Here is a 13,193-nt window from a genome sequence, read left to right as displayed (position 1 = left end):
CTTAACAAACGCCGCACATGATGGCGGGATTGCGGAAGGAGCGCTCATCCGGGCGGCGCGCCTCGCGATGGCGCAAATGGCGACCCGCTTCCGGTCAGGCCTTGGTGAAGCCGATGAAATCGTCAGGCGCGGCGCGACCCATCTCCTCTTCCCAGTGGCGGCGGCAAAGCGAGACATAGACGTCCTTGCCGATCGCCACCTGCTCGCCCTGCCTCGCCACCTTGCCGTCGGGTCCCAGCCGCACGACCATCGTCGCCTTGCGACCGCAGCGGCAGATGGTGCGCACCTCGCGCAGATCGTCGGCAATCGCCAGCAGGGCGCGCGAGCCGGAAAACAGCTTGCCCTGGAAATCGGTGCGCAGGCCGTAGCACATGACCGGTATGTTCAGCCGGTCGGCGATCCGCGCCAGTTGCCAGACCTGGTCCTCCTCGAGGAACTGCGCCTCGTCGACGAAAATGCAATGCACCGTGGTGTGCTCGTGGTGCTCGGCGACCCGGGCGTAGAGGTCATCGCCGTCGCGGAACATCTCGGCCTCTGCCTCGAGGCCAATGCGCGACGAGATCTGCCCGCTGTCGCCCTTGCGGTAATGGCCGGCGACGAACAGCATCGTGGTCATGCCGCGCTCACGATAGTTGTAGGACGCCTGCAGCAGCATCGTCGTCTTGCCGGCATTCATCGTCGCGTAGTTGAAGTAAAGCTTGGCCATGCCGCCCTTGAGGTGTGTCGAGTTTCAGGTGATGCCGGCCTGCAAACGGCGGCTTCCTGCGCTTCCGGTGCTCACGGACCCTGACCTGAATCTCGGCACACCTTATGCCGAGTTGCGGCGAGGCGGGGAGGGGGCGTCGGCGCATTCCCCTGAAAAAGCTGCCGGCCATCAAAAAAGCGGCAGCCGTGTCGCTGATCGGCCAGTGCGCGCCGTTGATCGTGATTGTCTTAGTGCTTGAAACCGCTCCAGAATGGTGTTTGGCTGACGAAACAAGGCGGGGACACAAACCGTAACTTCGCCGCGCCAAAAAGAATCGCAATGGGAGAATATCTATGTCGCGCATGAATTCCTTCGTCGCCGGGCTCGGCCTGGCGGCTTTCCTGTCCACCAGCGCTGCTTTCGCCGGCGACCCCGAAAGCTGCAAGGCGGTGCGCCTCTCCGATGTCGGCTGGACCGACATCCAGGCCACGACCGGCGTCGCCTCAGTGCTGCTCACCGCGCTCGGCTACGAGCCGCAGGTGATCCAGCTGTCGGTCCCGGTCACCATGGCCTCGCTGAAGAACAAGGACCTCGACGTCTTCCTAGGCAACTGGATGCCGTCGATGACCAACGACATCAAGGACTACACCGCCGACGGCTCGGTCGAGACGATCAGCACCAACCTGACCGGTGCCGGCTACGGCATCGTCGTGCCGACCTATGTGGCGGACGCCGGCGTCAAGACGCTGACCGACCTCGGCAAGTTCAAGGACAAGTTCAACGGCAAGATCTATGGCATCGAGGCCGGCAATGACGGCAACCGCATCATCCTCGACATGATCAAGAACCCGAAGGACAATCTCGAAGGCTTCGAATTGGTCGAATCCTCGGAGGCCGGCATGCTGACGCAGGCCGAGCAGTCGATGAAGAGCAATGAGTGGATCGCCTTCCTCGGCTGGACGCCGCATCCGGTGATGGGCGCCATGAAGATCACCTATCTCGACGGTATGGGCGACAGCGGCTTCGGCGCCGCCACCGTCTTCACCAACGTGCGCAAGGGCTACACCACCGAATGCCCGAATGCCGGCAAGTTCATCGCTAACCTGAAGTTCAACCTGGACATGGAAGGCGAGATGATGGACGCCATCCTCAAGGGCGGCGATGCCAACACGGTCGCGACCGACTGGCTGAAGAAGCATCCGGACGCCGTCGCGCCCTGGATCGCCGGCGTCACCACCTTCGACGGCGGCGATGCCGCCGCGGCAGTCAAGACCGCGCTCGGAGGCTGAGCCGACCATGAATCCGGCATGACCGGAGCAAGGGCAGCCACCATGGAAAAGGCTGCCCTTTTTCATATCCTGTGACAAGATGACTGTCCGGCAAGGACGGCGCAGCCAGAGAGGGGCAAGATGGATCCGATTTCGAAATTCCTGGTCGCCTACAAGATCCCCATAGGACCGTGGGGGAAGGCTTTCTTCGGCTTTCTCACCGACAATTTCGACACCATCTTCAGGGCCTTCTCCAACGGCCTCAATTTCCTGCTCGACGGTCTGGTCGACATCTTGCTGGTGGTGCCTCCGGTGCTGCTGGCACTGGTCATCGCCGTCATCGCCTGGTTCCTGCAGCGCTCGCGGCCGCTGGCCATCGCCGTCTTCATCGGCCTCATCTTCATCATCAACCAGAACCTGTGGAAGCAGACGGTGCAGACGCTGGTGCTGGTGGTTGCGGCCGCCGCCATGGCGATGGCCATCGGCGTGCCGCTCGGCATCTGGGCGGCGCACAAGCCGAAGGTCTATCGCATCATGCTGCCGGTGCTGGACCTGATGCAGACGCTGCCGACCTTCGTTTACCTGATCCCGGTGCTGACCCTGTTCGGCCTCGGCAATGCGCCTGGCCTCATCGTCACAATCATCTTCGTCATCCCGACCGCGGTGCGGCTCACCCATCTCGGCGTCGTCTCGGTGCCAAAGGCGATCATCGAGGCCGGCGAGGCGTTCGGCGCCACCAAGAGCCAGCTTCTGTGGAAGGTCGAGCTGCCCTCGGCGCTGCCCACCATCATGGCGGGACTGACGCAGTCGATCATGCTGTCGCTGTCGATGGTGGTGTTCGCCGCGCTGATCGGCGCCGGCGGCCTCGGCACGGAAATCAACCGCGCGCTCGGCTCGCGCCGCATCGATCTCGGGCTTGAAGCCGGCCTCGCCATCGTCGTGCTGGCCATCGTGCTCGACCGGATGACGCGTATCGGCGTTGGAGGCAAGAAATGACCGTCGCCGTTGATTTCAAGGATGTCGATATCGTCTTCGGCGCCGATCAGGCCGGTTCGTTGGCGTTGATCGACAGCGGCGCGAGCCGCGCGGAGATCCTCGAGAAGACCGGCAACGTGCTGGGCTGCGCAGGCGCCAGCCTGACCGTGCACGAGGGCGAGATTTCCGTGCTGATGGGCCTGTCGGGCTCCGGCAAGTCGACCCTGCTCAGAGCCGTCAACCGGCTCAACGTGGTCTCGCGCGGCCAGGTCCTGGTCAAGGACGGCGACCGCACGGTCGATGTCGTCACCTGCGACGAGGCGACGCTCAGGCGCCTGCGCCAGAAGCAAGTGGCGATGGTGTTCCAGCAATTCGGTCTCTTGCCCTGGCGCACGGTGGAAGAGAATGTCGGCTTCGGCCTCGAGCTTGCCGGCGTGCCGGAAGCCGAACGCAAGGCGCGCGTGAAGAAGCAGCTCGAGCTCGTCCATCTCGACCAGTGGTCGAAGAAATACGCGCATGAGCTCTCCGGCGGCATGCAGCAGCGCGTCGGCCTGGCGCGGGCCTTCGCCACCGAGGCGCCGATCCTGTTGATGGACGAGCCGTTCTCGGCGCTCGATCCGCTGATCCGCACCAAGCTGCAGGACGAGTTGCTGCAGCTGCAGGCGGAGCTGAAGAAGACCATCATCTTCGTCAGCCACGACCTCGAGGAGGCGCTGAAGATCGGCAGCCACATCACCATCATGGAAGGCGGGCGCATCGTGCAGACCGGCGCGCCGGAAGACATCGTGCTCAGGCCTGCCAACGACTATGTCCGCGACTTCATCGCCAACGTGAATCCGCTGTCGGTGCTGACCGCCTGGAACGTCATGCGCGACCGCCGCGACCTCGACCACGGCGAGGACGGCTGGGTGTGGCTCGACCGGCGCAAGACGACGCGCTTCAAGATCGACGATCACGGGCTGGTGTCGGCCGCCGAGCGCGACGGCAAGCCTGCGGTGTGGGTCTCCTGTGCCGATGTCGAGCGGCAGCCGGAGGAGACGTCGCAGGTCTTCTGGGCGACACCTGGCACGTCGCTGAAGACGGTGATGCTGGCCATGCACCGCTCGCAAACGGCGCCGGTGGCGCTGTTCGACGAGCAGTCGCGCTTCGTCGGCGCGATCGGCATCCGCGACGTGCTGAGCGCCGTGCTGCGGCGGTAGCCGCGGGTTCGAGATTGCGGGCGCGACCCAGGGTGCGAGGCCGCACCTTGGTACGGCTGGCAGGCACCGCCACCGTGCCCTAGTATGATCCCTGCGGCGGCGGATCGCGCCGCGGACGGGAGGTGCAGGGATGATTTTCCGACAGCTCTTCGATTCCGTATCGGGGACCTACTCCTACCTGCTGGCCAGTCGCCGGGGCGGCGAGGCGCTGATCATCGATCCGGTGCTGGAGAAGGTCGAGCGCTATCTGCAGCTCGTCAACGAGCTCGACCTCAAGCTGGTCAAGGCGGTGGACACGCATCTGCATGCCGACCACATCACCGGCCTCGGCGCGCTGCGCGACCGGACGCATTGCGTCACGGTGATGGGCGAGCAGACCAAGGCCGACGTGGTGTCGATGCGGCTCGCCGACGGCGACAAGCTGGCCATCGAGGGGCTGGCGCTCGATGTCATCTACACGCCCGGGCATACCGACGATTCCTACAGCTTCATCCTGCCGGACCGGGTGTTCACCGGTGACACGCTGCTCATCCGCGGCACCGGCCGCACCGACTTCCAGAACGGCGATCCGCGCCAGCAGTACGAATCGATCTTCGGCCGCCTGCTCAAGCTTCCCGACGAGACGCTGATCTTCCCGGCGCATGACTACAAGGGCGAGACGGTCTCGACCATCGCAGAGGAGAAAGCCTTCAACCCGCGCCTGCAGGTGAAGTCGGTGGACGAGTATGTCGAGATCATGAACAACCTCAAGCTCGCCAACCCGAAGATGATGGACGTCGCCGTGCCGGCCAACATGAAGGTCGGGCTGCATCAGGACGAGATCGCCGGGCGCGGCTGGTCTGTCACGGCGGACGAGGCGCTGGCGATTGTCGGCAGGCCGGACGTGGCTTTGATCGATCTGCGCGAGAGCGCCGAGCGGGAGCGGCATGGCGTCATCCCGGGCGCCATCCATCTGCCCTATCCCAGGCTGCAGGAGAACATCGCCGCCGGCGGCATGCTCAATGAGTTGGCTCGATCGACCAGCAAGCAGCTTTTGTTCTACTGCGCCTTCGGCGAACGCTCGGCGATGGCGGTGCAGGCGGCACAGGACGTCGGCATCGCCAACGCCCGCCATATCCAGGGCGGCATCGACGCGTGGCGGAAGGCGGGCGGGCCGCTTTTGCGGTAGGCCGTGGCGGCACCGCGCGGGCCGGATTTCAGAAGATCAATTCAGGCCGATGCGCCTGGCGCCGTGCCGGAACATGGCTTCGGCGTCCCGGTCGAAACGGAAGGTGGCGATGAAGTCGTCGGCACGATAGTCCGGCAGGGTCTTGCGGATGGCGGCGGCGAAAGTGCGCGCCTCGTCCTGCCGGCCGGCCAGCGCCAGGCAATGCGCGGCGATCGCCAGGATGATGATGTGGGCGTTGGGGCGGGCCGCCGCCTTCAGCGCCCATTCCGAGGCCTCGGCGAACTCTCCAAGGCGGGCATGGGCCATGGCGCGGGCGCCCATCATGCCGAACAGCAGCGGGTCGAAGGGGCTGAGATGGCGCGAATGATCGGACGAGCCGATCGCCGATCGCGGATCACCCGACTGGGAGTGCACGAAGGACAGCGCGTAGTGGCCGAGCGCGAAATTCGGGCTGAGATCAACGGCCCGCTCCAGCTCGAGCAGAGAGCCGTCGCGTTCGCCGCGCAGCCACAGCGCCCGGCCCATGGCCCAATGCGCCGCCGGATTGTGTTCGTCGACCAGAAGACTTTGTCCGGCGGTTTCGAAGGCAAGCGCAGCTTCGTGGTCGCGGTCGCCCCAGCGCTGGAAGGCGTTCTGCCAGTGGGTGAAAGAGAGGCCGGCATAGGCGCGGGCAAAGGTCGGGTCCTGCTTCAGCGCCATGTCGAAGAACTGGTGGGCCAGCTCGTTTTCGGTCCGGGTAAAGCGGTACATGTGCCAGAGGCCGCGATGGTAGGCCTCCCAGGCGTTGAGCGAATTGGGCGCCTTCAGCATCGCGCGGTTGCGCTCGACAGTGGTGACCTCCGCCGCGATGGAGGACACGATGCTGTTGCCGATATCGTCCAGCACGACAAAGATATCGTCCGGCCGGTGCTCGAACGTCTCGGCCCAGACAATGCGTGCGGTGCGCACCTCGACCAGTTCGACGGCGACGATCACCCTGCCCGACAGGCTGCGGACGGAGCCGGTCGCGACGTAGTCGACATTCAGCCTGCGCCCTGCATCCTCGGGCGAGATGTCCTTCTCCGCCAGCGCAAAGACCGAGCCGCGGGCGATGACGAAGAAATCCCTGAGCTTGGCCAGGCGGGTGATGATGTCATGGGTCAAGCCGTCGGCCAGCCCACCACGAAAATCCGCGGTGCCGGCGTGCTCGACGAACGGCATGACTGCGAGCGAGGCGCGGCGTGTCGCCGATGTCTCGGGCTCGGCCGGAGCGACCGGTGCCTGGGGCACTGCAAACGCCGGCACGGATCGCACGGGTGGCGTCGCGCTGGACTGACGGGATCTTATTTCCTGCCATGCCTCGCGCAGGGGGGCGAAATCCAGCTCCTCTGACTCGAAGAGCCGCGCGGCGGTAGCCAGATGCTCCTCGCACGCGCCGATCTGGCCACGCCGCGCGCTGTTTTCCAGCAGCGCAAGATGAGCGCGACTGTCGAAAGGGGCGAGTTCCAGCCATTTGTCGATATAGGCGCCTGCCTCGTCGGATTCGGCCGGAAGCAGCCCGATCAGATGCTCCAGTATGGCGACATGGCATGACCTGAAACGACGGCGCTGCGCCGTCAGCCAGCTGTTGAAATGCGGGCTGCGGTCGAGTTCCAGCCCGTCGAGGAAATCGCCGGTGAAAAGGTGGGAAAGCGTCCTCAGCCGCTCGAGGCCAAGGCTCTCGATGCCTTCGGCGACCGCCGTGGCGGCTTCCACGGCATCGATGCCAAGTCCGGCAAGACGAAGCGCGACGGTGTCGCCTTCGGTCTCGATCCGGCGCCGGCCCGGCTCGTCGAGCGCGCCGCGCAGCTTGCTGAGGCACCAGCGTAGCTCGCCGCGCGGATCGTTCGGCACATCCCACAAAAGCTCGCACAGGCGGCTGCGTCCGACCGGGTGCGGCGCAAGCGCCAGATAGGCAAGCAATGCACGCAGCTTGCGCGACGCCGGCAGCGCCACTGGCATGTCGTCGCGCCAAATAGCCAGCTGTCCGAGCAGCCGCACGGAAAGGCCGGCGGCAGTGCTTTTCAGGCTCGCTCGGGCGGATTCCACGTGCGTTTCCACGCTCGCTCCCACGCTGACCAGTTGCTCCATGTTCTATCACCAAACCCGACAAGGCGCACCGGCAGCGGACATTCCGGCCGGATGCAGCCGTTGCCGAAATGAAGGCACGTCGAGCAACCTAACGCGGCAAGGTCTCGAAACCTCGCCGCCAAGCCCTCCGGTTTGTAACCGGATCGTGAGGACCAAGAGGAGACCAGACATGTTGCAGCAGTTGAAGATCAGAACCACGGCCGGGCGCGGCCGGTTGTTCGACAGCATTCTCGACACGGTCGGCGATACGCCGGTCATCCGCATCAACAATCTCGGCCCAGGCCATGCGACGATCTATGCGAAGGCCGAATTCTTCAATCCGGCCGCATCGGTCAAGGACCGGCTGGCGCTCAACATCATCGAGGAAGGCGAGCGCAGCGGCGCGCTGAAGCCGGGCCAGACCGTGGTCGAGGCGACCAGCGGCAACACCGGCATCGGGCTCGCCATGGTCTGCGCGCAAAAGGGCTACCCGCTGGTGGTGACGATGGCCGACAGCTTTTCCGTCGAACGCCGCAAGCTGATGCGCATGCTGGGCGCCAAGGTGGTGCTGACGCCGCGTGCCGAGAAGGGCTTTGGCATGTACAAGAAGGCGGCCGAGCTGGCCGAGGCCAATGGCTGGTTCCTCGCCCGCCAGTTCGAGACCGAAGCCAACGCCGCCATCCACGAGGCGACCACGGCGCGCGAGATCATCAACGACTTCGCGGGCTCGCGGCTCGACTATCTGGTGACCGGCTACGGCACCGGCGGCACGGTGACCGGCGTCGGCCGGGTGCTCCGCCGGGAGCGGCCGGATGTCAAAATAGTGCTCGCCGAGCCTGCCAACGCCCAGCTGGTCGGCAGCGGCAAGGCGCAGCAGCGCGGCGCCGGCGGGGCGCCGGATGCCAGCCATCCGGCCTTTGAGCCGCATCCGATCCAGGGCTGGACGCCGGACTTCATCCCGAATGTGCTGCAGGAAGCGATCGACAAGCGCTTCTATGACCAGGTGGTGCCGATCCCCGGTCCGGAAGGCATCAAATGGGCGAAGGCGCTGGCGCAGCAGGAGGGCATCTTCACCGGCATTTCCGGAGGCGCCACCTTTGCCGTGGCGCGCCAGATCGCGGGCACTGCTGCCGCCGGCTCGGTGATCCTGTGCATGCTGCCCGACACCGGCGAGCGCTATATGTCGACGCCGCTGTTCGACGGCATCGAGACCGAGATGGATGCCGAGGAGATGGCGCTCTCGCGTTCGACGCCAAGCTGCCAGTTCGACGCCTGACGACAGACTCGTGGCGCCGCCGCCCTCGATGGCGGCGCCACAAGATGTGAGAGAGGGGCAAATGGACAGTTTGGGGGAAGCGTCAACAAGCATGGCCGCGGACGAGACTCTCGATCCGCCGGACTGGGCCGATGTGAAGGCCCTTTCGCACCGCATCATGGACGATGCCATGGGCTATCTGCGTGATGTCCGCGAGCGCCCGGTATGGCAGGAGATGCCGGCCGAGGTGCGGACCTTCTTCACGGCGCCCTTGCCGCGCACGCCATCGCCGCTTGCCGACGTCTATGGCGATGTCGCCCGCAACGTCATGGCCTATCCGATGGGCAACATCCATCCGCGGTTCTGGGCCTGGTACATGGGGTCCAGCAACTTCACCGGCGCGCTCGGCGATTTCCTGGCGGCGATCCAGGGCTCCAATCTCGGCGGCGGCAACCATGCCGCCGGGCTGATGGACAGCCAGGTGGTCGACTGGTGCAAGGAGATGGTGGGCTTTCCGGCCTCGGCCAGCGGCACGCTTGTCAGCGGCGGCTCGATGGCCAACATCATCGGGCTCACCGTGGCGCGCAACATCAAGGCCGGCATCGACGTGCGCGAGCATGGCGTTGCCGCCATTCCGATGCCGCTGCGCTTCTACGCCTCGGACCAGGTCCATTCCTGCCATCGCAAGGCGATGGAAGCACTCGGCCTCGGCAATCACGCGCTGCGCCGCATCCCGACGGATGCCGGGCTGCGCATCGATCTCGCGGCGCTGCGTGCGGCGATATCCGAGGATCGCGCCGCCGGCTTCAAGCCGGCCTGCGTCATCGGCACGGCCGGCACCGTCAACACCGGCGCGATCGACGATCTGCGGGCGTTGGCGGTGCTGGCGGCGGAAGAGGACCTCTGGTTCCATGTCGATGGCTGCATCGGCGCTTTGATCGCGATCGCGCCGGGGAACGCATCGCTGGTCGCCGGGATCGAGCAGGCGCATTCGATCGCGCTCGATCCGCACAAATGGCTGCATGCGCCATTCGAGGCCGGTTGCGCGCTGGTTCGCGATGCCGCGGCGCATCGGGGCACTTTCGCGGTTACGCCGGAATATCTGGAATCGGCGCCGCGCGGCCTCGCCTCCGGGCAATGGCTGCATGATTACGGCCTGCAGACGTCGCGCGGCTTTCGCGCGCTCAAGGTGTGGATGGCGCTGAAGGAGCATGGCGTCGAGAAGTTCGGCCGCCTGATCGACCAGAACATCGCCCAAGGCCGCTATCTGGCCGGCCTCATCGCGGCCGAGCCGGCACTCGAACTGACGGCGCCTGTCACCATCAACATCGTCTGTTTCCGCCATCGGGGAGGCGGCCTGTCCGGCGAGCAGCTGAAGGCGCTCAACACCGAGATCATGCTGCGGCTGCAGGAAGAGGGCATCGCCGCCCTCTCCGACACTACGGTGCATGGGCAGCACTGCCTGAGAGTGGCGATCACCAACCACCGGACGCGACGCGAGGACCTCGAACTGCTGGTCGCGGAAACCTTGCGTATCGGCGCGGAACTTGCGGCGCGGATGTCGCCGGCGGGAGAGCAAACATGCCCTTGATAGACTATGTGGAAGAAGGCTCGGGGCCGCCGGTGCTGTTCGTTCCGGGGTCGTTCAGCACCCATGCGGCCTGGCGGCCGATGCAGAAATGGCTTGCGCCCGGCTATCGCATGATCGGCACCAGTCTCTGCGGCTACGGGGCGACGGCGGAGACCCGCAGGCGCGATGATTTCGGCATGCGGCACGAGCTTCGGATCATCGAGCATGCGGCACGCCGCGCCGGCGAACCCGTGCATCTGGTCGGGCATTCCTTCGGCGGTACGGTCGCCCTTGCCGCTGCCCTGGCAAACTCCGTCGAGGTGGCGAGCCTGACGCTGTTCGAGGCAAATCCGCTGGCCCTCCTTGCTCGGCCGCCGAGGCGGAATATCCATCAAGAAGTTCTGGAACTCAGCCGCGAATTTAGCGCCGCCGTCGATGCCGGCGAAGCCGATGCGGCGGCCATGATCATCGACTTCTGGGGCCGTCCGGGAACATTTGCGGCGATGCCCGAGGCCGTCCGCGACTACTGCCGCAAGACTGCGGCGACCAATGCGATCGACTGGCTGACGGACTTCGGGTTCGAGGCTGGGGTCGAGGACTACCGCCGCCTGGACATTCCGGTTCTCCTCGTCAGGGGCGAGTTCGCCAATCCGGCGATGGTGGCCATGACCGACGTGCTGGCACGGGCTTTGCCGAATGCGCGTCGCGCGGTCGTCGACGGCGCCGGCCACTTCCTCATTGCGACCCATGCGCAAAAATGCGCCGCGCTGCTGACGCGATTCCTGACGGTTGCGGACGCGGCGCTGCCGGAGCTCGCGATGGTGGTTTAGCGGCTGAGGCAGGTCGCCGGATTGAAAGGAGCACTCATTCGGGCAAGCCGGCCAGCCGCAGCGCTTCGACATATCTGGCGAAATAGTCCGGCTTGATCAGCCCCACCCTGTATTTGAGGTTGGAAAGCGTCAGTTCGGGATCGAGCCGCAGCGAGCGCGCGATATGCTTGCTCGCGGCATCCAACCTGCCGGCCATTGCATTGCTGGCGGCCGCGACGCGCAGGCCGGTGAGATAGTATGGCTGCGCGCGGGAAGCCGCCTCGGCAATTGGCCACGCATCATCGTGGCGGCCGGCCACGAAATGCGCGAAAGCGGTGAATGACTGCATGAAAAAGGTCAGCGGATCGAGCGGGCTTAGCCGCCTTGCCCGCGACAGGTGCTCGATGGCGATGTCCGGGTCGTCGTGGCAGGCCTTGAGGCAGCCGCTGGCGCTCCAGGCGGCGGCGCAGTTCGGATTCAGCACGAGCGCGCGGTCGGCCAGTGCCGAACCGGCCTCGTAGTCGCCCATGACATAGCCCAGCGCCAGACCACTGAAGGCCAGCGCCACCGCGTCGTCGTGGCCGGCGATGGCGACGTTGCCGACCAGCCGCGAGACCTCGGTGGTCTCCTTCTGCCGGTCTGTCATCCAGCCATTCGCCATCCGCCAGAAATAGCACCAGGCGGCAGCGCCTTGCGCGGCGGCAAAATCGGGGTCGAGCTGGATAGCCTTGTAGAACTGCGGCAGTGCCTCTTCCAGCCCCTCCCTCGTCCAGCGGTAAAGGCTCGCCATGCCGCGCAGATAGTGGTCGTAGGCGTCGAGACTCTCGGTGGGCTTGCGTTTGGCGCGCGCTATCTCGGCCTGCTCGAGCCTGGGCGAAATCGCGCCGATGACGCTGGATGCGACGAGGTCCTGCAGTTCGAACACCTCCGCGATGTCGCCTTCGAAGCGATCAGCCCAGAGAGTCACCCCCGCCGTCGCTTCGATGAGCTGGCCCGCCACGCGCAGCCGGCTGCCGGCCCTGCGGACGCTGCCCTCCAGCACGTAGCGCACACCGAGTTCCCGTGCCACGCGCGTGACGTCGACCGCCTGGCCCTTGTAGGCAAAGGCGGAATTCCGCGCGATCACGAACAGCCAGTTCACATGCGACAGCGCCGTCGTGATCTCCTCGACGACGCCGTCGGTGAAATATTCCTGCTCGGCGTCGCCGCTCATATTCTGGAACGGCAGAACAGCAATCGACGGCTTTTCCGGCACTGAAACGGCAGGGCGCGGCGGCTCCGCCTTCGCTTCCGGGCGGGACGGTTCGACCTCAGGCGGTCCGCCCTCGGCCATCGGTTCCGTCAGATGCCCCGGCGCTTCGATGCGTTCGAGCAGTGCCCGCGTCGCCTCTTCGGGCTCGACTCCGAGCTCGCGCTTCAGGGCTTCCTTGCAGGCCAGGAACTGGCGGAAGGCATCGTTGGTCTTGCCGCGGCTTCGGAAGATCCGGATCAGGGCGCGGTGGGCCTGCTCGGCGCATGGGTCGAGAGCCACCAGCCGCTCGGCCAGTCTTTCACACGCCTGTTCCTGGTGCGAACCCAATTCCGGCAAGAGGCTCAGTCGCTCGACCAGGTCCAGCGCCTTGCGAGTGTAGGTCGCCCGAAACGGCGCAAGCCATTCGTCGATCTCGTGTGGGAATGCCAGCCCGTCGAGCAGGTCGCCCCGGTAGAAGTCGGCCGCTGCCGCGAGGCTTGCACCATCATCGGCCTGGCACTTCTGGTCAAAAATCCAGATGTCGGCTTCATCGGCATTCGCCGCCAGCCAGATGGTGTCGGCATTGCCTTCGATGCGAATGGTCTCGTCGCCTGTGGACGGAAACAGCCGCCTGATGTCGACCAGGGCCTGGCGCAGGCTGTTTCGCGCCTGCTGCTCGCCGCCGCCAGCCCACAGCATCGCCGCCACCCTCTCGCGGCGAAGGCCCTTGGGGCCAGCCAAAACGAGCGCGGCAAAGAGCAACGCCGTCTTGCGCGTCGCGAAATGCAAAGGTTGCCCGCCTGCGGAGGCAACCTCGATGTCGCCAAGCAATCGGATATGCACCCCGACCCCCGAGAAACAGCCTCAGATAGAATATCACGTCCCGTCGCCGACTTAACGACGATTTAGCGCTGCTGTTCGCGGTTTTTCCCCGCGTTTTCACGC

General features: G+C 65.6%; 10 protein-coding genes. 7 read left to right on the top strand and 3 right to left on the bottom strand.

What is annotated here, in order from left to right:
• Nucleotides 1-94: 94 nt before the first annotated feature.
• Nucleotides 95-706, bottom strand: coding sequence for a thymidine kinase (locus EN786_RS01550; RefSeq protein ID WP_127286367.1), 612 nt, complete (start codon nt 704-706; stop codon nt 95-97).
• A 332-nt stretch (nt 707-1,038) separates the two neighbouring features.
• Here EN786_RS01550 and EN786_RS01540 point away from each other — a divergent pair, with 332 nt between their 5' ends.
• The 4 genes from EN786_RS01540 (at nt 1,039) to EN786_RS01525 (ending at nt 5,295) form a co-directional block, all read left to right on the top strand.
• Nucleotides 1,039-1,974 carry a choline ABC transporter substrate-binding protein gene (locus tag EN786_RS01540; protein WP_127286369.1) on the top strand — a complete coding sequence of 312 codons (936 nt, stop codon included), beginning with the start codon at nt 1,039-1,041 and terminating at the stop codon, nt 1,972-1,974.
• 120 nt (nt 1,975-2,094) lie between these two features.
• On the top strand, nt 2,095-2,949 hold the full coding sequence (choW, locus tag EN786_RS01535; protein ID WP_127392669.1) for a choline ABC transporter permease subunit: 855 nt from the start codon (nt 2,095-2,097) through the stop codon (nt 2,947-2,949).
• On the top strand, nt 2,946-4,127 hold the full coding sequence (gene choV, locus EN786_RS01530; RefSeq protein ID WP_127286315.1) for a choline ABC transporter ATP-binding protein: 1,182 nt from the start codon (nt 2,946-2,948) through the stop codon (nt 4,125-4,127). Before choW ends, choV begins: the two co-directional genes overlap by 4 nt.
• 130 nt (nt 4,128-4,257) lie before the next feature.
• Nucleotides 4,258-5,295: an MBL fold metallo-hydrolase gene (locus tag EN786_RS01525; RefSeq protein WP_127286314.1), complete on the top strand. Its 1,038-nt coding sequence runs from the start codon at nt 4,258-4,260 to the stop codon at nt 5,293-5,295.
• A 36-nt stretch (nt 5,296-5,331) separates the two neighbouring features.
• Here EN786_RS01525 and EN786_RS01520 read toward each other — a convergent pair whose 3' ends face one another.
• Nucleotides 5,332-7,275 (bottom strand): transcriptional regulator, encoded by a 1,944-nt coding sequence (locus EN786_RS01520; protein WP_245478245.1) that lies wholly within the window; start codon nt 7,273-7,275, stop codon nt 5,332-5,334.
• A gap of 298 nt (nt 7,276-7,573) precedes the next feature.
• Here EN786_RS01520 and EN786_RS01515 point away from each other — a divergent pair, with 298 nt between their 5' ends.
• The 3 genes from EN786_RS01515 to EN786_RS01505 all read left to right on the top strand — a co-directional run bounded on the left by EN786_RS01515 (nt 7,574) and on the right by EN786_RS01505 (nt 11,038).
• A complete protein-coding gene (locus EN786_RS01515; protein ID WP_127286312.1) occupies nt 7,574-8,659 on the top strand; it encodes a pyridoxal-phosphate dependent enzyme in 1,086 nt (361 codons plus the stop codon).
• 61 nt (nt 8,660-8,720) lie between these two features.
• Nucleotides 8,721-10,229 (top strand): aspartate aminotransferase family protein, encoded by a 1,509-nt coding sequence (locus EN786_RS01510; protein WP_127286311.1) that lies wholly within the window; start codon nt 8,721-8,723, stop codon nt 10,227-10,229.
• Nucleotides 10,220-11,038, top strand: coding sequence for an alpha/beta hydrolase (locus EN786_RS01505; protein ID WP_127310041.1), 819 nt, complete (start codon nt 10,220-10,222; stop codon nt 11,036-11,038). The genes EN786_RS01510 and EN786_RS01505 overlap by 10 nt, the downstream gene beginning before the upstream one ends.
• Before the next feature lie 34 nt (nt 11,039-11,072).
• Here EN786_RS01505 and EN786_RS01500 read toward each other — a convergent pair whose 3' ends face one another.
• Nucleotides 11,073-13,037 (bottom strand): BTAD domain-containing putative transcriptional regulator, encoded by a 1,965-nt coding sequence (locus EN786_RS01500; protein ID WP_246688711.1) that lies wholly within the window; start codon nt 13,035-13,037, stop codon nt 11,073-11,075.
• Nucleotides 13,038-13,193 lie beyond the last annotated feature (156 nt).

Source organism: Mesorhizobium sp. M4B.F.Ca.ET.143.01.1.1 (assembly GCF_004792275.1).
Classification (GTDB): Bacteria; Pseudomonadota; Alphaproteobacteria; order Rhizobiales; family Rhizobiaceae; genus Mesorhizobium; species Mesorhizobium abyssinicae.
The sequence above is the reverse complement of the archived record's forward strand: the minus strand, read 5'-3'. Positions and strand labels throughout refer to the sequence as shown.